The organism is Pantoea sp. R13S299, from assembly GCF_048515925.1.
Lineage (GTDB): Bacteria > Pseudomonadota > Gammaproteobacteria > Enterobacterales > Enterobacteriaceae > Pantoea.
In genome coordinates this window covers 1,165,765-1,186,820 of sequence record NZ_JBLYEF010000001.1, presented here as the reverse complement: position 1 = coordinate 1,186,820, position 21,056 = coordinate 1,165,765, and the positions used below count along the sequence as shown (strand labels likewise).

Annotated in this window: 18 protein-coding genes and 1 pseudogene; 14 read left to right on the top strand and 5 right to left on the bottom strand. The window is 57.5% G+C overall.

Annotated features, from left to right (window positions below):
* Positions 1–10 precede the first annotated feature (10 nt).
* Positions 11–2,053, top strand: coding sequence for a peptidyl-dipeptidase Dcp (gene dcp / locus ACN1CO_RS05815; RefSeq protein WP_419138210.1), 2,043 nt, complete (start codon positions 11–13; stop codon positions 2,051–2,053).
* A 38-nt stretch (positions 2,054–2,091) separates the two neighbouring features.
* On the opposite strand, the gene hpxO is transcribed toward dcp, so the two are convergent.
* A complete protein-coding gene (gene hpxO, locus ACN1CO_RS05810; protein ID WP_419138209.1) occupies positions 2,092–3,249 on the bottom strand; it encodes an FAD-dependent urate hydroxylase HpxO in 1,158 nt (385 codons plus the stop codon).
* Positions 3,250–3,880: 631 nt separating this feature from the next.
* Between hpxO and ACN1CO_RS05805 the strand changes: the two genes are divergently transcribed.
* The 5 genes from ACN1CO_RS05805 to ACN1CO_RS05785 all read left to right on the top strand — a co-directional run bounded on the left by ACN1CO_RS05805 (position 3,881) and on the right by ACN1CO_RS05785 (position 7,573).
* Positions 3,881–5,062 (top strand): glycosyltransferase family 4 protein, encoded by a 1,182-nt coding sequence (locus ACN1CO_RS05805; RefSeq protein ID WP_419138208.1) that lies wholly within the window; start codon positions 3,881–3,883, stop codon positions 5,060–5,062.
* Positions 5,063–5,130: 68 nt separating this feature from the next.
* Positions 5,131–5,376 carry a hypothetical protein gene (locus ACN1CO_RS05800; protein WP_419138207.1) on the top strand — a complete coding sequence of 82 codons (246 nt, stop codon included), beginning with the start codon at positions 5,131–5,133 and terminating at the stop codon, positions 5,374–5,376.
* A gap of 31 nt (positions 5,377–5,407) precedes the next feature.
* Positions 5,408–6,562, top strand: a complete 1,155-nt coding sequence (gene ampC, locus ACN1CO_RS05795; protein ID WP_419138206.1) for a class C beta-lactamase — start codon at positions 5,408–5,410, stop codon at positions 6,560–6,562.
* Between the two features lie 88 nt (positions 6,563–6,650).
* Positions 6,651–7,103, top strand: coding sequence for an antitoxin Xre/MbcA/ParS toxin-binding domain-containing protein (locus tag ACN1CO_RS05790; protein ID WP_419138205.1), 453 nt, complete (start codon positions 6,651–6,653; stop codon positions 7,101–7,103).
* Positions 7,103–7,573: an RES family NAD+ phosphorylase gene (locus ACN1CO_RS05785; protein ID WP_419138204.1), complete on the top strand. Its 471-nt coding sequence runs from the start codon at positions 7,103–7,105 to the stop codon at positions 7,571–7,573. Before ACN1CO_RS05790 ends, ACN1CO_RS05785 begins: the two co-directional genes overlap by 1 nt.
* A 35-nt stretch (positions 7,574–7,608) precedes the next feature.
* Here the strand turns inward: ACN1CO_RS05785 and ACN1CO_RS05780 are convergent, their stop codons facing one another.
* The 3 genes from ACN1CO_RS05780 to ACN1CO_RS05770 form a co-directional block, all read right to left on the bottom strand.
* Positions 7,609–9,426 carry a glycoside hydrolase family 15 protein gene (locus tag ACN1CO_RS05780; protein ID WP_419138203.1) on the bottom strand — a complete coding sequence of 606 codons (1,818 nt, stop codon included), beginning with the start codon at positions 9,424–9,426 and terminating at the stop codon, positions 7,609–7,611.
* Between the two features lie 93 nt (positions 9,427–9,519).
* On the bottom strand, positions 9,520–10,413 hold the full coding sequence (locus tag ACN1CO_RS05775; RefSeq protein WP_419138202.1) for an SDR family oxidoreductase: 894 nt from the start codon (positions 10,411–10,413) through the stop codon (positions 9,520–9,522).
* A gap of 263 nt (positions 10,414–10,676) precedes the next feature.
* Positions 10,677–11,711 carry a LacI family DNA-binding transcriptional regulator gene (locus ACN1CO_RS05770; protein WP_419138201.1) on the bottom strand — a complete coding sequence of 345 codons (1,035 nt, stop codon included), beginning with the start codon at positions 11,709–11,711 and terminating at the stop codon, positions 10,677–10,679.
* Positions 11,712–11,933: 222 nt separating this feature from the next.
* On the opposite strand from ACN1CO_RS05770, the gene ACN1CO_RS05765 reads away from it, so the two are divergent.
* The 4 genes from ACN1CO_RS05765 to ACN1CO_RS05750 all read left to right on the top strand — a co-directional run bounded on the left by ACN1CO_RS05765 (position 11,934) and on the right by ACN1CO_RS05750 (position 17,146).
* On the top strand, positions 11,934–12,959 hold the full coding sequence (locus ACN1CO_RS05765; RefSeq protein WP_283545364.1) for an ABC transporter substrate-binding protein: 1,026 nt from the start codon (positions 11,934–11,936) through the stop codon (positions 12,957–12,959).
* Positions 12,960–13,047: 88 nt separating this feature from the next.
* Positions 13,048–15,273, top strand: a complete 2,226-nt coding sequence (locus ACN1CO_RS05760; RefSeq protein WP_419138200.1) for an ABC transporter permease — start codon at positions 13,048–13,050, stop codon at positions 15,271–15,273.
* On the top strand, positions 15,270–16,331 hold the full coding sequence (locus tag ACN1CO_RS05755; RefSeq protein WP_419138199.1) for an ABC transporter ATP-binding protein: 1,062 nt from the start codon (positions 15,270–15,272) through the stop codon (positions 16,329–16,331). The genes ACN1CO_RS05760 and ACN1CO_RS05755 overlap by 4 nt, the downstream gene beginning before the upstream one ends.
* A gap of 23 nt (positions 16,332–16,354) precedes the next feature.
* Positions 16,355–17,146 (top strand): inositol monophosphatase family protein, encoded by a 792-nt coding sequence (locus ACN1CO_RS05750; RefSeq protein WP_419138198.1) that lies wholly within the window; start codon positions 16,355–16,357, stop codon positions 17,144–17,146.
* A 29-nt stretch (positions 17,147–17,175) separates the two neighbouring features.
* Here the strand turns inward: ACN1CO_RS05750 and ACN1CO_RS05745 are convergent.
* Positions 17,176–17,352 (bottom strand): annotated as a pseudogene (locus tag ACN1CO_RS05745) (N-acetyltransferase); the annotation flags it as partial.
* 219 nt (positions 17,353–17,571) lie between these two features.
* Here ACN1CO_RS05745 and hipB point away from each other — a divergent pair.
* The 4 genes from hipB to ACN1CO_RS05725 all read left to right on the top strand — a co-directional run bounded on the left by hipB (position 17,572) and on the right by ACN1CO_RS05725 (position 21,017).
* Positions 17,572–17,820, top strand: coding sequence for a type II toxin-antitoxin system antitoxin HipB (gene hipB / locus ACN1CO_RS05740; protein WP_419138197.1), 249 nt, complete (start codon positions 17,572–17,574; stop codon positions 17,818–17,820).
* Positions 17,820–19,133: a type II toxin-antitoxin system HipA family toxin gene (locus ACN1CO_RS05735; protein WP_419138196.1), complete on the top strand. Its 1,314-nt coding sequence runs from the start codon at positions 17,820–17,822 to the stop codon at positions 19,131–19,133. The genes hipB and ACN1CO_RS05735 overlap by 1 nt, the downstream gene beginning before the upstream one ends.
* A 94-nt stretch (positions 19,134–19,227) precedes the next feature.
* Complete coding sequence (locus ACN1CO_RS05730) at positions 19,228–19,434, top strand: type II toxin-antitoxin system MqsA family antitoxin (protein ID WP_013357880.1); 207 nt, start codon at positions 19,228–19,230, stop codon at positions 19,432–19,434.
* A 209-nt stretch (positions 19,435–19,643) separates the two neighbouring features.
* Positions 19,644–21,017, top strand: coding sequence for a M24 family metallopeptidase (locus ACN1CO_RS05725; RefSeq protein WP_419138195.1), 1,374 nt, complete (start codon positions 19,644–19,646; stop codon positions 21,015–21,017).
* Positions 21,018–21,056: the final 39 nt, after the last annotated feature.

Here is a 21,056-nt window from a genome sequence, read left to right as displayed (position 1 = left end):
GGAGCGAACCATGAACGCCCGTCAGAATCCCTTCTTTAGCGTCAGCACACTGCCTTACCATGCACCTCCCTTTGACCAGATTGAGGAGCAGGATTTCCTGCCTGCGCTGCAGGCGGGCATCGAAGAGAAGCGTCAGGAGATCGAGGCCATCGCCCTGAACAGCGAAGCGCCCACCTTTCTCAACACCTTTGAGGCGCTGGAGAAAAGCGGCCAGCTGCTCAACCGGGTGAATCTGGTCTTCGGTGCCATGACCTCAGCCCATACCAGCCCTTATCTGCAGCAGGTCGATGAGGAGGTAGCACCCCAGCTTACCGCGCTTAACGACGACATCATGCTCAACCGCCCGCTGTTTTCGCGGCTCGATGCGGTCTATCTGCAGCGCGCAAAACTGGATGCCGAATCAAAACGGCTGGTTGAGGTGATCTGGCAGCGCTTCCAGCTGGCGGGCGCCAATCTGCCGGAGGCGCAGAAGCAGCAGCTTAAAGCGCTGAACCAGGAAGCGGCGCGCCTCAGCACCCGTTTTACCAATAAACTGCTGGCCGCCACCAAAGCGGGCGGTCTGGTGATCGATGACTTGCAGCAGCTGGCGGGACTGTCACCGGCCGACCTCGCGGTGGCGCAGGCGGAAGCGCAGGCACGCGGTCTGGAGAAAAGCTGGCTACTGGTGCTGCAGAACACCACCCAGCAACCGGCGCTGCAGAGCCTGGCCGATCGCGCAACCCGTGAAGCGCTGTTTAAGGCGGGCGTGACGCGCACGGAAAAAGGCGATGAGAACGACACTCGCGAGCTGGTGTTACGGCTGGCGCAGGTCAGGGCGGAACAGGCCCGGCTGCTGGGATTTGCCAGCTATGCCGAGTGGAAACTGCAGGATCAGATGGCAAAAACCCCCAAAGCGGCGCTGGAATTTATGCATAACATCGTGCCAGCCGCGCGCGCCCGTGCTGAACGTGAAGCGGCGGACATTCAGCAGACTATCAATCAGCAACAGGGCGATTTCACGCTGCAGGCCTGGGACTGGCGTTTCTATGCCGAACAGGTGCGGCGCGCCCGCTACGATCTGGATGAAAGCCAGATTAAGCCCTATTTTGAGCTGAATTCGGTGCTGCAGAATGGGGTCTTCTGGGCGGCGACGCAGCTCTATGGCATCCGTTTTACCGCGCGACAGGATCTGCCGGTTTATCATCCCGACGTGCAGGTCTATGAGATTTTCGATGCCGATGAGACGCCGCTGGCGCTGTTCTATACCGACTTCTTTAAGCGCGACAGCAAAGGCGGCGGGGCCTGGATGAGTAATTTCGTCAACCAGTCAACGCTGCTCGACAGCAAACCGGTGATCTACAACGTCTGCAATTACACTAAACCGCCAGCCGGTGAACCGGCCCTGCTGAGCTGGGACGACGTCATCACGATGTTTCACGAGTTCGGCCACACGCTGCACGGCCTGTTTGCCAGCCAGCGCTATCCGAGCCTGTCGGGCACGGAAACGCCGCGCGATTTCGTCGAGTTCCCTTCGCAGATTAATGAGCACTGGGCCAGCGAGCCAGCAGTGTTCCGCAACTATGCCCGTCACTATCAGACTCATGAGTTAATGCCTGCCAAGTTGCATGAAAAGATCGTCCGGGCCGCGACGTTCAATAAAGGCTATGAGATGAGCGAACTGCTGGCTGCCGCGCTGCTTGATCTGCACTGGCACAGCATTAAGCGTGACTCCGCGCCGCAAAGCGTGGAGGAATTCGAGCAGCAGGCGTTGCAGAGCGACAATATGGCGCTGACCGCGGTGCCGCCGCGCTATCGGTCCAGCTATTTCCAGCACATCTGGGGCGGTGGCTATGCCGCAGGCTATTACGCCTATATCTGGACGCAGATGCTTGCCGACGATGGCTATCAGTGGTTTGCAGAGCATGGCGGACTGACGCGTGAAAACGGCGACATCTTCCGGCAGAAAATTCTGTCACGGGGGAACAGCAGCGATCTTAAAACGCTGTATGAAAGCTGGCGGGGCACACCCCCGCAGCTGGAGCCGATGCTGAAGAATCGCGGTCTGGCGGATTAATAACAAGGGCTGTCACGATGACAGCCCTTGTTTCTGGGTTAGCCCAGTGGGCCACCTTCAATGGTTTCGCACATTCCGGCCAGCACCCGCTCACCGGTTTCGTTTTTCAGTGACTGATACCACTCCGCCGTGACCGCCGGGTCGCGAGCATGGGTTACATCACAGCGTTTGCGTGCTTTCAGCACCAGATCTTTGACCCGCTCAACGCGACGCGCCTGATAACGCAGCAGCGCATCTTCAATGCCCAGCGAATGAGAAGCCAGCGTCGAGGCCAGCACCACGGCATCTTCCATCGCCGCGCAGCCGCCCTGACCGATATCGGGCGTGGTGCTGTGAGCCGCATCGCCCAGCAGAGCAACGCGTCCTTTGACAAAGCGGCTGAACGGTTCGATATCGTGGATCTCAACCCGGTTGGTAGTGTCGGGGTTAATCGCCGCGATCAGCTGCTGCACCGGCTCCGCCCAGCCCTGGAAGTAGCCGGTTAAGTCCGCTTTCACGGTGTTGCGATTCTGCGGCAGTCCTTTCGGCAGCGGCACATCAAAGAAGAAGTAGAACCGGTTGCCGCTGACCGGCATCAGTGACACGCGCTTGCCGTCACCGACAAACGTAGTCCACTGGTCGGCAGGCGCAATGCGCTCGTCAATGGTGACCAGGCCATTCCAGTTAACGTAACCGGCGTAACGGCGCTCCAGCTTCTCCTCCAGCACATACTCGCGGATCACCGAATGGGTGCCATCGGCGGCAATCAGAAAATCGCCGCGTGCCTGACTGTTATCCGAGAAAGTGGCGATCACGCCGTCTGTGGTCTCTTCGACGTGGATCACCCGCTTACCGAACTGCACCCGCTCACGGCCAAAGGTATCAATCAGCATCGCCTGCAGCTCTGCGCGCGCCACCGGACAGGGATATTCGCCAACCTGTTTCACCATCGGCTCCATACTGAAGCGGGTCAGGGTTGAGCCGGTTGCGCCGTCGTGATAGGCCATAAAGGCCATATTGCCGCCCAGCTCGCGCAGGGCGGTTTTCATACCCAGCGCATTCAGGCATTTAACCCCGTTGGGCCAGATGGAAATTGCCGCGCCGACGGGCTTCATTTCCTGAACAGCTTCATAGACTTCCACGTCAATTCCGGCTTTCTCCAGCGCAATGGCGCTGCTCATTCCGCCAATACCGCCACCAATCACGATTGCTTTCATAATGCTCTCCTGTCTGCATCTTTCATCCTTGCAACTTTTGTACCAGACAGGTGCTTAGATAGCTGGTTATCATTAAATCTAATTTAATCATTACCTTGAGTGGTGCTGGTTGCGTTGTTGCGCACGTCGGAGCTCTGAGGTAATGCACTTAAATGTGGCAAATCAGCGAGCTAAAAGGGTGCAGGAACCCGTATGCTGCATCATTCGTTTCATCATGACCGTCGTTGATGGTGTTCTGCTTCAGGGCCAGTGATCTGTCAGAGGGCAATATCGTACCACTGTGCGTCTTACCTGGTTTATTACGTTAAAAGTTATAAACTAAATTACCGTTTCGCTTAAATATAATTACTGACAAATAATAAAACATTCACATAACAACTGGCGCGAATATTGCCCAAAGAATTCTCACTATATTCAACAGAGAGTTAGCCTGAAACAGTTAAACACACCTGTTAATAAAAAACGCATATTCATAATCAGACACAACTATGACCGTTTTATCACCGGGCGTAATCATTAGAAAAACTGGTGAAGGCGCATGAGAAGGGGCTTTTAGGATATTGCTCAAACGTATCCACATCGATCGCGTGATATAGATCACTCTGGACATAAAGGACTCTGGAAAACGATCATGAAAATTGGAATAACAAATAACCAGTATCCGGAGCAACGAAATATCTTAGTTAATCCGGATAACCAATATATCAATCTGAAGAAGAGCAATCTTTTCTACTTTATTAATCCGTTACGAACCCGATTGCTTAAAAAGAATAAAACCTTTGTCTTTCAGCCTGTGCCTTTTTCAGGGGCATCCCGGGCGGACATCCTGCATCTTTTCAACGAAGTCGCCATTACCCAGCAGAAGTGGGTTGCGTCGTTTGAGACGGAGCTGCCGCGTGTGCTGCCGGTAGCGGGCGTCGCCAAGCAGGATAATCCTGAGCTGAAACGCCTGATTCCCTATCTGTTAAAAGATAACTGTCTGGGACTGATTGCTATCTCGGACGCCACGCTGAACATTCAGATGAAGCTGTTCAAACCGGATATCGCCCAGCAAATCCGCCGTAAAACTCTGGTGCTGCATCCGCCGCAGAAGCTCTTCGTGCAGCATAAAGCGCCGCGTCAGTCGGGTGTGCTGAAACTGATTTTTGCCGGTAACGAGTTCTACCGCAAAGGCGGGGCCGAAGTGGTGCTGGCGATCAGCGAGCTGATTGAAGAGCGCAGAATCGATGAGTCGCAACTGGATGTGCAGCTGATTGGCGATCTCGCCAAGCGTCGCAACGTGGCTCACCGCCAGTTCCAGGATGATGAGGCTTTTTACACGGGCATTGAGAACCGCATCAAGCGTTATCGCTGCTTCACGCATCATTCACAGATGGAAAACAGTGCGCTGCTGCAGCTGTTCCGCCAGAGCGATGCCGGACTGTTACCGACCTGGCAGGAGACCTACGGTTTCTCGGTGCTGGAGATGCAGGCCAGCGGCTGCCCGGTGATCACCAGCAACGTTCGCGCATTGCCAGAGATCAATCCTGCCAGCGCGGGCTGGGTGATTGCGAGTCCGCTAAACGCTGACCGTGAATACAGTATTACGTCTGTTGAGCTGAAAAAGCAGCTGCGCCAGTCGCTGGTGGAGGGGCTGAAATCAACGATCCTCGCCATCCTCGAACGTCCTGAGATGCTGCAGGAGAAAGGCGAAGCGGCTATTCTGCGTATCAAAGAGCAGCATGATACCGATCGTTATATTGCCCGGCTCAACGATATTTACAGCCGTGGCGTGGTAAATGTCACTCAACATCCCCCTGTTGTCTCAATTTGATTAGATTTCTCTGACGGGGCGCGCCAGACTGGCCATACTTATGTGCAGCGTCCCCCTGGAGAAATATTATGAAAATTATCCTCTCGCTGCTGCTGTCCGGATTACTGGGCAGCAGCGCTTTTGCTCAGCCCGCACCGCTTTTTCCGTCCCGCGCGCCCCTGGTCCAGCTGACGCCTGTCGCTGCACGCTGCGATCTCTCCGCCTGTCAGACCCACTGCTACACAGAACAATCCCACTGCAACACCCGGGACAACGGTTCCTGCAGTTCGCAGGCTCAGATGTGTGTGCAGGCTTGTTCCAGCCAATGTAAATAATTCGATTCAGTGAAGAAACCCTTAGTTGCCAATGAAAAAGTCTTTGTTTTACCTTGCGTTATTGTCTCTCTCTGCCAGCTGTGTTGCCGCCGATCTCTCCTCACAGCAGGTCACTTCTCTGGTTAAAGCCGCGATCGAACCGCTGATGGAGCAGCAGGCGATCCCCGGCATGTCGGTGGCGGTGCTGTATAAAGGCCGGGCGCAGTTTGTGAACTTCGGCGTAGCGGATCTCGAATCAGGCCGCCGGGTCACGGAAAACACGCTGTTTGAGCTGGGTTCGGTGAGTAAAACCTTTACCGGCACGCTGGCCGGGATCATGATCCGCAACGGCGAAATACGCCTTAACGATCCGGTACAGAAAGTCTGGCCGCAGCTGACCGGGGAGCAGTGGCGTCCGGTGCGGATGCTGCATCTGGCGACCTATACCGCGGGCGGCCTGCCTTTACAGCTGCCCGATGAGGTGACCGATCAGGCTTCGCTGCTCAGCTTCTATCAAAACTGGCAGCCAACGGCAGCACCAGGCACGCTGCGTCAGTACTCAAACGCCAGTATTGGCCTGTTTGGCTCGCTGATGGTGAAGGGCGATTATGAGCAGGCGATGGAGCGACATGTGTTTCAGCCGCTGCGCCTGACGCGCACTTACATTACCGTTCCGCCGTCGATGATGCTGAACTACGCCTGGGGCTATAAAAAGGGTCAGCCGGTCCGGGTTTCCCCCGGCATGCTGGATGCCGAAGCCTATGGCATTAAATCCACCGCGCGTGACATGCTGACCTTTATGCAGGCCAACGTCGATCCCAACCGCTTATCCTCGGGCAATGCCGTGCTGCGCAATGCCATCCGCACCGCGCAGTCGCGCTATTTCAAAGTCGGGAGTTTCTATCAGGGGCTGGGCTGGGAGATCTATGACTGGCCGGTTACTGCCGACACGCTCATCAGCGACAGTGATAATGGTGTGGCGCTGAAACCGCGTCCGGCGACCCTGATCAATCCGGTCGGGCCGTCGCAGAGCGCCAGCTGGGTGCATAAAACCGGTGCCACCAATGGATTTGGTGCCTATATCGCCTTTATTCCTGAGCAGAACAGCGGCATCGTGATCCTGGCCAACAAGAATTACCCCAATCCGCTGCGCATCAGGGCAGCGTGGCAGATTCTGCAGGCGTTACAGCAGGGCGCACCTCAATAACCGGCATTACGCCTGCTCAGCACAGGGCAGGCTGGCACCTCTTGTTCATTTGCGCTAAAATAAAAATCAAATGAACAGGAGGGCTGCTATGTCCATCGCCATCTACACACCCGCTCAGCATCGTCGCGATACGTCGCTGCTGCATGCCCTGAATTTGCCGGAAACGCTGCCCGATGCGCACCAGCGTATCGCGGTGGGGTTCAGCAGCGGCGTGCTGAAACGCACGGCGTCATTGTCCACCTTTGACGAGGGCTGGCTGTGTCGTCTGGCGGGCATCGATCGCACCACTTACAACCGCAAAGTGAAAGATCCAGCGCAGACTTTTTCGCCCGATCAGAGCGGACGCATCTACATGCTGATCCGCGTTCTCTCTGCCGCCAGCAAACTGTTTCGTGACGACAGAGAACGTCTGGTGCAGTGGCTGGAAACGCCCGCTAAAGCGCTGGGCGGTAAAAAACCGGCGGAGATGACCACCACGGTAGCCGGTGCAGAAGCGGTGATTAACCTGATTGGTCAGCTTGAACATGGCGTGATCACCTGATGGCGGTGCCGTTCTTTCGCCTGGTGAAGAGTGAGTATGCGATGACCGCCTTTGATGGGTTTGGTGCCCGCACGTATGGCGGGCGCTGGAATTCTGTCGGAACGGTCTGTGTCTATATGGGATCGAGCCGGGCGCTCTGTGTGCTGGAGGCGCTGGTGCATCTCACCATTCAGGATCTGGCGCACGACTATTCGATGCTGGCGATTAGCGTCCCGGAATCGTTGATCACCGAGCTGTCGCTGGCCGCGTTACCGGATGACTGGCAGGCGGATCCAGCGCCCGCCTCTACGCGGCAGATTGGCGACGACTGGCTCGCCAGCACGGATAACGGCCTGGTGCTGAAAGTGCCGAGCACGCTGACCGGTGAATGGAATGCGCTGTTCAATCCCCGTCATCCGGCAGCGGCGGGCATCATCAATAAGGTTGTGGTGGAGCCATTTTTCTTCGACCCGCGCTTCCGGCTGCAGTAGGGCGCTGAGTCGTCCCCTTTGCTCAACGCCTCTGCTTACGCCTGCGATTCTGAAAGCGCCTGCGCCGCGCAGATTAGCGCCAGATGGCTCAGCCCCTGCGGCATATTGCCGCGCCAGCTCTGACTGTGGACGTCATACATCTCATTGAAGATATCGACGTTACCGTGGCCGTCCAGCGTAGCCAGAATCTCCTGCATCGCCTGTTCCGCGTGGTCTACCTCGCCCATCTCTGCCCAGGCTTCCACCAGCCAGAAGGCGCAGGCAAGAAACGTACTCTCTTCCTGCCTGACTCCACTGTAGCGATAGAGCATGGCGCTGCCATCGCCCAGCTCCTGCTGAATCGCGCGATAGGTCGAGAGCATCCGCTGCGGATTAACCGCGTTGCCGTAGCTGTGAACCAGTGCCAGCGACGCGTCCAGGCGATCGTCACTACCGGCGTAAAAGAGGTAAGCCTGTTTCTGTTCTGACCAGCAGTGCGACTCAATCCAGTCGCGGATGCGATCACGTTCCCGCTGCCAGCGCTCCAGCCAGGTCGGCTCGACGTGCTGACTTTCTGCCAAAGCCACCGCCCGATCCAGCGCCATCCAGCAGGCCATTTTGGAGTGGGTATAATGTTGCAGCTCCGGCAATTCCCAGATGCCGCAATCTTTCTGCCGCCAGTGATCGGCGCAACAGTTCGCCAGTTCGGCCAGCATGCGTGCAGTCGTGATATCCAGCACGTGTCCCGCCTCTATAAAGCGCTGCGCGGTGACCAGCATGTCGCCATACATACTGAGCTGCAGCTGGTCGCGGGCATTATTGCCGACCCGCACCGGCTGCGAATTCTGATAGCCGCTTAGCGACGGATAGCGCTCGGCGGGCACCTCATCACCGTTCAGGGCATAGCAGGCGCGCAGCCTGACGCCGTGACGCATAATGGTCTGCGACAGCCACGAAAACGCCGCCTTACAATCTTCCAGCGCCCCGATATAAACAAAGGCTTTGATAATCAGACAGGCGTCGCGCACCCAGGCGTAGCGGTAATCATAATTTTTCTCGCCGCCGATCCCCTCCGGTAAGGAGGTCGTCGCGGCAGCGGCCAGCGCGCCGGTCGGGGAGTACCAGAGAAACTTCAGCGACAGGGCCGAACGCTTCACCAGCGCCGGGTAGCTGCCCGCATAACTCAGGCTCTCCACCCAGCTGGTCCAGCCGGTGTGGCTGGTTTCAATCCGCTGATCGATAGCCTCCAGCGGCGGCACCGCCAGCGGCTCTTTCTCGGTCACCAGCAGCGCGCAGAGCGAGCGGGAACCGGCAGTGGTGCGCAGCGTGGCGCAGACCTGCTCGTCATCCAGCTGGGTAATCTGAATATCGTCGCTGGTGCGGAACATCGCCATGATTTCCGCGATGTGAAACACCTTGCCTTTTTCATTGTCGGCCACCCACGGCGAACGGGTTTCGGCCGCGGTGCCGAAGCGCAGGGTGATCGACAGTTCCACTTCACCGCTGACGCCCTCAATACGGCGCGCCAGTTCGCACCACGGCAGACGGCCCGCCAGCGTGCTGTTAATCGATTCGGTGAGCAGTACGATGCCGCTCTCCGTTTCGAAGCGGGTCTCCAGCACGTTGCTGTTATCCCGGTAGCGGCGCGAGACCTGATAAGGCGCGCGCGGGGCAATCTGAAAGTAGCCACCGAGTCCGGCATCCAGCAGGCGATCAAACAGCGGTTTCGCATCGAGGTTGGGCGCGCACCACCAGTCAATGGAACCATCCGGCGCAATCAGCGCGACCGAACGGCCTTCACCAATGGCGGCATAATCACCCAGACCCGCAAAGCCATCTTTTCTGACCGGCGAATGAAAGATCGGGTTTTCCATGTTCTGCTTCCTTATTTCACAGTGGCAAGGATTCTTTGAAGGGTCAAAATCGGGACAAAAAAATGGCCGCGTTATGCGGCCATCAGAGGGTAATTACAGTGTGCCGGTGCCGCCATCAGAGCACCAGACCTGACCGGAGGAGTAGCTGCTCTCGGTTGATGCCAGGGTGACGTAGAGTGGGGCGATCTCCACCGGCTGGCCCGGACGGCCCATCGGGGTATCGGCACCAAACTGCTTCACTTTTTCCATCGGCTGTCCGCCGCTGGACTGCAGCACGGTCCAGTATGGACCCGGTGCTACGGCGTTAACCCGGATACCGTCGCCACCCAGCTGCTTCGCCAGGGATTTGGTAAAGGCGACAATGGCCGCTTTCGTCTGCGCATAATCGAGCAGAATATCGCTGGGTTTAAACGCCTGTACCGACGAGGTATTAATTATCGACGCACCGCGTGGCAGATATTCCAGTGCCGCTTTGGTAATCCAGAACATGGCATAAACGTTGGTTTTAAACGTCGCGTCAAAATCTTCCGTACTCAGGGTACGAATGGACTCATTATATTGCTGACGACCGGCGTTATTAACCAGAATATCCAGGCCGCCTAATTTATCAGCAGCGTCTTTAACCAGCTGCTGACAGAATTCTTCAGAACGAATGTCACCAGGAATAGCGAAAACTTTACGGCCTTCCGCTTCGATTAATTTAATCACTTCATCGGCGTCGGGCTGTTCTTCTGGCAGATAGTTAATCACCACGTCTGCACCTTCACGGGCATAAGCGATAGCTACTGCGCGGCCAATACCGGAGTCACCACCGGTGATCAGCGCCTTGCGGCCGGTCAGTCGGCCCGTGCCGCGATAGCTGGTTTCACCGTGGTCGGGAACCGGAATCATCTTGCTGGCAAGGCCTGGCGCCTGTTGTGGCTGGTCCTCAAAAGGAGGCTTAGGAAATTGATCCAGATCGAGCGTCTTGTTAGTAGGTGTAGCCATTGTATGCTCCTTGAACAGAGTTATCTGAGACATTAAGCCTGGCACAAATGTGATATTTGTCACATCTGACTGCTGAATCATTGAGCAGGTAAAACCAGAGAAACTTAATAATGCAGATAAAGCGTAGTCATGAAACCGGAATTATGGGCTGTAGTGTCTGATTATTTTTCAACGAGGTAAGGGGATATTTAAAGCGAAGCGTGAAAATGTGTGGGGATTATTTAAGCGAATAAAGCGCATCGGCAGAAAATAAAACAAGGCGGTTAACCGCCGCGTACCGAACCCCGCCAGACCACATCCACCGGATATATTCTGCGCTCCTGCTGCTGTTCATTTTTGGGCATCAGTGTCTCCGGTTGCGCTTCCGTCTCCACCAGCCAGGCAATGGCATCGCGGGCGAACTGCTCCACCGGCTGCGCAAAGGTGGTGAGGTTGTATGAGGCCCAGCCCGACTGTGCAATGTTGTCGTGTCCCATGATGCAAAGATCCTCCGGAATGCGCAGCGCAAAGCGTCGACGTGCCTCATCCATAAAGCCGCAGGCGAGCAGGTCGGTGGCGCAGTAAACCGCATCGGGACGAACTTTCCGCGTCATCAGGCGCTGGGCCAGAATCTGTCCGCTTTCATAGGAGGTCGAGCCGAACCGCTCAACCTGAACCGTGACGCCCGCTTTCTGCGCCGCCGCCAGAAAATCAGCTTCGCGCTTCAGCAGGCTCGGCGTGCCCGCCAGTGAATTTACAAAGGCGATGCGACTGCATCCCGCCCGGATAAAGGCGTTAACCGCCATTTCGGCAGCAGGGCGGGAGTCGAGATTAATATTGAGCGTGCCGGGCAGGGATTCGTCGCGGTTAATCAGCACCAGATGCTGACCATGTTTGTAGCAGAGTCGGGTAATGCCGCTGTCCGGCATACCGGAGAGAATAATCGAGGCGTCGGCGCGGAAATTAATCGCCTGCTGCAGCGCGGCGGAAACCCGCGCATCTGAACGGTCGGTGTTAATCAGCATTGCCACTTTTCCCGCTTCCTGCAGGTACTGGGTCATCCAGCGCACCAGGCTGGCACGGTAGGGCGTGTCCACCTCGGAGGCAATTAAGCAGACGATACCGCTGCGGTTGCGCACCAGACCACGCGCCAGATGATTGACGTGATAGCCCAGTTCTTCTGCCGCTTTCATCACCCGCTGACGTGTGGCTTCCGACACGCTGGCCCCTGGCGTAAAGGTGCGGGAGACCGCTGACCGGGAGACGCCTGCCCGGTCAGCCACATCCTGCGCACTCACCACCGCTTTAAGCTGCTGCATCTTTTTTCCTCGTCTCACCGTTGTCTGCACTGAGTCTGCCTGAAATTGCAAGGCTGTGCAAAGCATGGCTGCACGTAAAGTGTTTCAAATTTGTGACAGCGCCTGACAATTGCGTAACAACTGAATTGACAGCATCGCCGGGTCGCCGTACTACTTTGCGCATACGTTTGCACACACGTGCAAAACTGGCGCACCTGCGTCATCCAGCCCCAGGAGAACATCATGCGTTATTCCTCTCTGCTCGCTGCTGTCATTGTCTGCCCTATGATGCCGTTTGCCGCCTCGGCGGCCGGCAACCTGAATATGATCTGCTCTGCGGATGTGGTGGTGTGCGAACAGATGACCACGCTGTTCAGCCAGAGTCATCCCGACATCAAACTCAGCATGGTGCGGCTCTCTGCCGGTGAAGCCTATGCCCGTATTCGCAGTGAAGCACGCAATCCCCGTACCGATATCTGGTGGGCGGGCACCGGCGATCCGCACATGCAGGCGGCCGAAGAGGGTTTAACCCAGGCCTACAAATCCCCTTTGCTCGATCAGCAGCAGCCCTGGTCACAAAAAGTGGCGGAGATCTCCGGTTATCGCACTGTGGGTGTCTATGCCGGTGCGCTGGGCTGGGGCTACAACACTAAACTGCTGGCAGAGAAAAAGCTGAAGGTCCCGGCCTGCTGGGCTGATTTGCTCGACCCGGGCTTTAAGGGCGAGATTCAGATCGCCAATCCCAACTCCTCCGGCACGGCCTATAACACCCTGGCGACGCTGGTTCAGATCATGGGCGAAGACAAAGCCTTTGATTATCTGAAGAAGCTCAACGCCAACATCTCGCAGTACACCAAGTCCGGCTCGGCACCGGTTAAAGCCGCGGCGCGCGGTGAGACCACCATCGGCATTGTCTTTATGCACGATGCCGTGGCGATGGAAGTAGATGGCTTCCCGATTAAGCCCGTCGCGCCCTGCGAAGGCACCGGCTATGAGATTGGTTCGATGTCGATCATCAAAGGGACACGCAATCTGGCAAACGCCAAAGCCTGGTATGACTGGGCGCTCAGCGCTGAGGCGCAGTCGCACATGAAAGACGCGAAATCGTTCCAGCTGCCGTCAAACCGCAAGGCGGAGATCTCTGAATATGCGCCGCGCTTCGAGAACATCAAGCTGATCGATTACGACTTCAAAACCTACGGCGACTCGGCAAAACGCAAAGCGCTGCTGGGCCGCTGGGATAAAGAGATTGGTGCCAGCGCGCAATAACGGGGGTGTCTGCCCGGCTGTCTGAGCCGGGTTGGTGCCAGACCGCGGTGGCGTAAGCCTGATGTCCGCTTCCTGATCGAGGTGATTTATGAATGCGCACAATCGTCGCTTAACCGGCGCGCTGCTGGTGGGAGCCGTCGCGCTGACGCTGCTGCCCTGGTATAGCCTGGAGCAGGGATTCTTCAGTGGGGACTGGCTGTTCAGCTTATGGGGCGATGAGAACAACGCACCGGCGCTGGGGCAGCTCGCGTTACACAGCTGGCTGACTATCGCCGTGGCGCTGTGGCTGCTCTCTGCGGCCAGCGTCTTTCTGCCGCCCGGTCGCACGCGCAGCACACTGCTACTGCTGTTCAGCGTCGCGGGCATCCTGTTTCTGGTGCTGGAAGGGCATGCCATCGGGTTCAGCGGCTGGAGCTGGCTGTGGCTGGAAAATCTCTTTGGCCCGCTGGCGCAGGGGCAACCGGCGATGGGCGCGGGCGCGCTGCTGCTGCTGACCGTATTTTTGCTGATCTTCGCCTTTGCGCTGGCGGAGCGTGGCGTGCTGAAAGGTGATGCCTTTGTAGTGGCGTCGATTGTGCTGCTGGTGGCGCTGGTCACCACCTTTGTGCTCTATCCGGTGCTGAGCCTGTTTGTCGCCTCGGTGCAGGATATTGATGGCAGCTTCAAACCGGACGGACTGATTGCCAATATGCAGGACCCTGCCATCTGGAGTCTCTCCTGTTTCACCGGTGGCACCTGCGGCACCGCCTGGCGCACGCTCGGTCTGGCGCTGATGACCGCCAGTGGTTCAACGCTGCTGGGCCTGGCGTTTGCGCTGGCGGCCACGCGCACCTCGCTGCCGTGCAAGAAAGCGCTGCGGATGCTGACCATTCTGCCGATTATCACGCCGCCCTTTGTCATCGGGCTGGCGCTGATCCTGCTGTTTGGCCGTTCCGGCGTGGTGACAGAATCGCTGGCGACGCTGTTCGGCATTGAGCCGGGCCGCTGGCTCTATGGCATGACCGGCATCTGGATTGCGCAGGTGCTGTCGTTTACCCCAATCGCTTTCCTGGTGCTGATTGGCGTGGTTGAGGGTGTCAGTCCGTCACTGGAAGAGGCGTCTCAGACGCTGCGTGCCAGCCGCTGGCGCACCTTCTCCCGCATCTCGCTGCCGCTTATGGCGCCGGGTCTGGCCAACGCCTTCTTAATCAGCTTTATCGAAAGCATGGCCGATTTCGGTAACCCGATGGTGCTGGGCGGCAGTCATGGCGTGCTCTCGACAGAGATCTTCTTCTCTGTGGTCGGCGCACAGAACGACCCGAGCCGCGCAGCGGTGCTGGCGATGATCCTGCTGGGCTTTACCCTGACGGCGTTTCTGGTGCAGCGCGTCTGGCTCTCCGGCAAAAGCTTCGCCACCGTGACCGGCAAAGGCGACGGTGGTCGTCACGTGATGCTGCCGCGTCCGGTGCGCTACAGCGTCTATGGCATGGTGATCCCGTGGGGACTCTTCACCCTGGTGATCTACGGCATGATCATGATTGGCGGCTTTGTGCAGTCGTGGGGGCTGAATAACAACCTGACGCTGGATCACTATATCCGCGCCTTCAGCATCAGCGTGAATCAGGGACAGCTGGTCTGGAGCGGCGTCGCCTGGAACTCCTTCTGGACCACGCTGGAGATTGCCCTGATCGCCGCACCGCTCACCGCCATTGTCGGGCTGCTGACCGCCTGGCTGATTGTGCGGCAGAAGTTTGCTGGCCGTCAGACCTTTGAATTCATGCTGATGCTGAGCTTTGCCATTCCCGGCACGGTCATCGGTGTGAGTTATGTCATGGCCTATAACCTGCCGCCGCTGGAGATCACCGGCACCGCGATGATCCTGATCGCCTGCTTTGTCTTCCGTAATATGCCGGTCGGCGTGCGGGGCGGGATTGCGGCGATGAGCCAGCTGGATAAAAGCCTGGATGAAGCCTCGCTGACGCTGGGTGCCAACAGTTTCCGCACGCTGCGCAAAGTGGTGCTGCCGCTGCTGAAACCGGCGATCAGTGCCGCGCTGGTCTACGCCTTTGTGCGGGCTATTACCTCGATCAGCGCGGTGATTTTCCTGGTCAGCGCTCAGTACAACATGGCGACCTCTTACATTGTCGGGCTGGTGGAGAACGGTGAGTATGGCGTCGCGATTGCCTACTCCTCGGTCCTGATCGTGGTGATGCTGCTGATCATTGGTCTGTTCCAGCTGCTGGTGGGCGAACGCCGCCTGCGCCGTGTTACCCAACCGGCGGTGATCGTTGCCGCACCCTCTGCATCCACTCTGACTCAGGAGAGAGCCGTATGACGACCATTAACGCCGGATCGGTGGTGTTTGAACATGTCGCAAAGCGTTTTGCCGGTTTTACCGCAGTGCCGGATCTGTCGCTCACTGTGGAGCCGGGCACGCTGGTGACACTGCTCGGGCCCTCCGGCTGCGGCAAGACCACCACGCTGCGGCTGCTGGCCGGGCTGGAGCATCCCACCTCAGGGCGGATTCTGATTGGCGGCAAAGATGTCACCCATCTGCCCGCCAACGAACGTGACGTGGCGATGGTGTTTCAGTCCTACGCACTGTTTCCCCACATGAACGCCATCGACAACATTCTTTACGGGCTGCTCTCCTCGGGCATGAACAAACGCGAGGCGCAGGACAGGGCGCGTGAAGGACTGAAGCTGGTGGGGCTGGAGAATCAGGGCCAGCGGCTGCCGTCTGAACTTTCTGGCGGACAGCAGCAGCGTATTGCGGTGGCGCGTGCGCTGGTGCTGGAGCCGCAGGTGCTGCTGCTCGATGAGCCGCTGTCGAATCTGGATGAGCGTCTGCGCCGTCGGGTGCGCACCGATATCCGCGATCTGCAGCAGCGGCTCGGGTTCACCGCCGTCTACGTCACCCATGACCAGGAGGAGGCGCTGGCGGTCTCCGATAAGATTATTGTCATGAAAGAGGGGGATATTGCCCAGCAGGGCGCGCCGGAGACGCTTTACCATTCGCCCAATTCGGTCTTCATCGCCGACTTTATGGGAGAAGCGAACATTCTGCCCTGTGAAGTGGAACAGGCGGATGCAGATGACGCGCTGGTCCGTCTGGGTACTCAGCGCTTCCGGGTGCGGGGTGCCGGTGCAAAAACCGGCAGTGCTCAGCTGGCGGTGCGCCCGCAGTTTATTACCCTGTCCGGCGACGGTCAGGGCGCGTTGCAGGGTGAAGTGATCCACAGCACCTGGCTGGGCGACCATATCGAATATGAAGTGGCTACCGAGCTGGGCGCGCTGTTCATTATCGATCCGCAGATGGAACAGCGTCTGCCGCTCGCCACCACGGTCGGCGTCAACTTTAAGCCGCAGGGCCTTGCCCTGATTGCCCGTTAATCTGATTAAACCGAGGAGTTCGCATGGAATCGCAGGAAATAATGGCGCGACTGGCTTTAGCGGAGGCCGTGGCCCGTGAAGGTGGCGCGACCGCGTTATCCTGGTTTAACCGCCGCGATACGCTGGTGGTGGAAACCAAGTACGATTTGCAGGATGTGGTGTCGATTGCCGACCGGGAAGTGGAGCAGCTGATCGCCCGCCGCATCCGGGATGCATTTCCCGATGATGGCTTTCTGGGCGAGGAGTCGGGGCTGCAGGCAGGAACCTCTGATTATACCTGGGTGGTGGATCCGATCGATGGCACCAGCCCGTTTCTCAATGGTATGCCGAGCTGGTGTGTTTCAGTTGCGGTGCTGCACGGCGATGTGCCGGTTATCGGCGTGATTTTCGCCCCCACCTATGAGGAGTGCTATGTGGCAGCCCTGGGGCAGGGCGCGACACTGAACGGTCGTCGTCTGCAGGTCGATCCCACACGTACGCTGCAAAACCACGTCACCGGCTTTGGTGCCAACAGCTATGTCAGCCCGCAGCAGGTGGGCGAGATTGTGGCGTCGCTGCTATCGGCGGGCGGTAACTTCATCCGCATTGGCTCCGGCGCGCTGATGCTGGCGTGGGTCGCCGCCGGTCGGGTCGTGGGTTACTACGAACCTTATATGCACGCCTGGGATTGCCTGGCAGGTTACTGCCTGGTGAAAGAGGCGGGCGGCTGGTATCACCCGTTTAACACCGAAGGCGATCGCATCACCAAAGGGGCGCAGGTTCTGGCTGTCGCCCCCGGTGCCGAAGCAGACCTGCGCCGCATTGCGGGTTTGTGACCCTGTCACGCTGACTGCTTTAATTGCGGTCAGCGTGATTCTATTATCTTAAGCGTTTTCGTCAGGTCATGACGCCGTATCCCGGTCTGCGGAAAATCGGGCAGGGACATCTGCGACTGATAACCCTGTTTCTGATAAAACGGCAGAGCCTGAAAGCTGAAGGTATCCACCAGCGCAAAGAGACATCCCATCTTCTTCACCTCCTCGATCGTTGTCATTTTCCGGATGGGCAAGGGTAAATGTGCTCATCCTCTCCGTCTCATATCTGCAGTTGTCTTTATCCCCTATAAAGGATAATTGCCTGTTTATCCGTTATAGGGTATAAAGTAATTATTATCCCCTGCAGGGGGTAAGCGGTGATTTATACCCTGTCGGGGATAACGCGTCTGCGCTATGCTTACAGCCTGTGATCAGAGGAGTCACCCATGATATATAGCCCGCTACAGCTGGCAAACCGGCTGAAGCTTATCCGTCAGCGCAATGGCTGGACCCAGAGTGAGCTGGCGAAAAAGGTCGGGCTGAAACAGGCTACCATCTCTCACTTTGAAAATGCGCCTGACAGCACCTCGCTGGCCACGCTGTTTAAGCTGCTACAGGCACTGGAAGTGAGTCTGGCCGTTCTGGAGAAAGAGGAGGTCGCAGCGCCTCTGTTGCATGATGAGGATGAGTGGTAATGCAAAGGCTGATTGCGTGGATGAACGGTGAACGGGTAGGCGTGCTGACCCGGCAGCGAAACGGCGCTCATGAGTTTCAGTATGACACCAGCTGGCTGAGTAATCCGCTCTCCAGGCCACTGTCACTCTCGATGCCATTGCAGGTTAAGGCGATCACCTCACACGCCGTGATTAACTTCTTCGACAACCTGCTGCCGGATAGCCCCTTGATTCGCGACAGAATCGTGGCGCGCTACCAGATTAAATCCCGTCAGCCGTTTGATCTGTTGCAGGAAGTGGGACGTGACAGCGTCGGGGCGACCATGCTGTTGCCGCCCGATATGCCGCTGCCCGCCCTGCAGGCCCGTTTTGAGGTGCTGAATGAAACCCGGCTCGAAAGCGTGCTGTCGGCCTACCAATCCGATATTCCGCTGGGAATGCTGCGTGAAGAGACCGATTTCCGCATCTCGGTGGCAGGCGCGCAGGAGAAAACCGCGCTGCTGCTGACTGAAGAAGGCTGGAGCATTCCTGCCGGTGCCACGCCCACCTCGCACATTATTAAGCTGCCGATTGGTGAGATTAAACAGCCGGCCGCGACGCTGGATATGCGTGAAAGCGTAGAGAATGAATATCTCTGTCTGGCGCTGGCCCGTGCACTGGGTATCGACGTGCCGCAGGCAACCATTATCCGGGCCGGAAAGATGCGTGCCCTGGCCGTTGAACGCTTTGACCGCCGCTGGTCACGGGATAAAACCCGGCTGATTCGTCTGCCGCAGGAGGATTTCTGTCAGGCGCTGGGACTGCCATCCTCGACCAAATATGAGTCGGACGGCGGACCAGGTATCGCGGAGATCATGAAGATACTGATGGGATCCAGCAACGCCATTGAAGATCGTTATCGCTTTATGATGTTCCAGGTGTTTCAGTGGCTGATTGGCGCTACAGACGGTCACGCCAAGAACTTCTCGCTGTTTATTGAGCGCGGCGGCAGTTATCGCCTCACCCCCTTTTATGATGTGATCTCCGCGTATCCGGTGCTGGGCGGCACCGGCCTGAATAAGCGTGCGCTGAAGCTGGCGATGGGGCTGCGTGCCACTAAGGGGAAGAAGACGGAGATCGACAAAATCTTCCCGCGCCATTTTATCGCTACAGCGAAGCAGGTGAGTTTTGATCGTGACAGCCTGCAGCAGATCTTCGACTTCTTCATTAAGGCGTTTCCCCAGGCGGTGGTCTCGGTGCGCGATGCTTTGCCGGCCGATTTTCCGCAGCACATCGCCGACGCTATTTTCAGCCATTCACTGATTATGCTGGAGCGGTTGCGGCACAAAGAGTGATGGCTGGCACTATCCTGAAAAGCCAGTGCTCCCATGTATCGCTAAGAGCCTGTCAGCTATGCTTATCTGACAGATTTAACAGGGGAGTCAGGGTATGAAGTGTCCGGGTTGTGAAGGAGAAGCGTTTGTGTACGCCACGCGCGATGTCAGTCTGAATACGGGTAATCCGGATGACGTGGTGCCGGATGTGAAGGGCGATCACTGCATTCGTTGTGGCGCGGTGATCATGAATGCCGGCACGTCGGAGCTTTATCCCGAAAAGGCTGAAGCGCTGGAAAATGCAGGCGTGCCTGTCAAATAACCTCCGGAGCCCGCTTAGTGCGGGCTTTCTTTTTTGACTCACCCATAAAAAAGCCTGCACGCGGCAGGCAAATCGTTACAAGGGAATGTCCATCTTTTGATAACACGCAACGAGTAAGTTGTGTGATGGTGGCACCGTACAGGAGAAACCTTAGGTTTACCCTGGGAACGGAAATCACAATCACATCAATCTGACCACCTGAGTGCGTTATGAATGCCAATCGCTATGCCCTGGAAGTCGTCCCGTCGCCGCCGGTGTTTCCCGATGTCGCCAGCCCGGTGATGTCTGATGAAACGCTGCATCGCCGTCTGGCCGCCATTATCCAGCGGATGCGGCAGCAGCAGATTGCGCAGCTGATTATCTATGCCGACAAAGAGCACGGCAGCAATTTTGAATATCTGGCGGGATTCATTCCACGCTTCGAAGAGGCGCTGCTGGTGGTGAATCAGCAGGGCGAGCTGACTTATATCATGGGCAATGAGAACCTTAAGCTGGTGCCTTTTGCACGCAATCCAGGTCGCTGTCTGCATGCACCGGTCTTTTCTCTGCCCAATCAGCCAATGCACGGGGAGCAGCCGCTGGAGCAGCTGTTAACCGAGGCCGGTATTGTAGCGGGAGAACGCACCGGGCTGGTGGGCTGGAAGCTGCTTACCGGCAGACTGTTCGATCTGCCGCATTTCATCTGTACCGCAGCGGCTCAGGCGGCGGGAGGTGAGACGCAGCTGGTGAACGCGACCGGACTATTTATCTCGCCTGACAACGGGGCGCGCTGCGTTAATTGCGCCGATGAAGTGGCATTTTATGAGGCTGGCGCCAACCTGGCTTCAACCGCAATGATGGCTGCGCTGGATAGCGTGGAGCCAGGCATTACCGAGAAGACGTTAGGCGCACATCTTAACGCAGAAGGGCAGCCGAATACGGTAGTGACGATTGCGGCAACCGGCGAACGTTTTGCTCATGCCCGGCTTTATCCCTCAGATAAACGGATTGCAGAGGGCGACAGGCTTTCGCTGACTACCGGCTACAAAGGTGGGCTGACCAGCCGTGCTGCCTATGTAGTCAGTGAGGCTTCTGGGTTACAGTGTCACGTTTCTGACTGGTTAACCCGTCTGGCGATCCCCTATTATCACGCGGTCGTCAGCTGGCTGGAGCAGTTGCGTATCGGGATCACCGGCGGCGAACTCTATACGCTGATCGAAACGGTACTGCCCAAAGCGCAGTATGGCTGGCACCTTAATCCGGGGCATCTGGTGGCGGATGAAGAGTGGCTGAGTTCGCCCATCTATCCTGATTCAGCCGTGACACTGAAAAGCGGTATGCTGCTGCAGATCGATATCATCCCGTCAGTGCCGGGCTATGGCGGTTGCAGTATCGAAGATACGGTCGGACTGGCCGACGCGGCACTGCGTGATGAACTGGCACGCGCTTATCCGGATGTCTGGCAGCGTATGATCCAGCGCAAAGCGTACCTGACTGAAGTGCTGAAAATCCGGTTGCCGGAAGAGGTGATTTTGCTCTCGAACACGGTAGGGTATCTGCGCCCTTTTTTACTGGATAAGCGCCGTGCGCTGGTACGCCAGTAAAGGATTAACCGGCCTGATGCGGCCGGTAATAATTTGTAT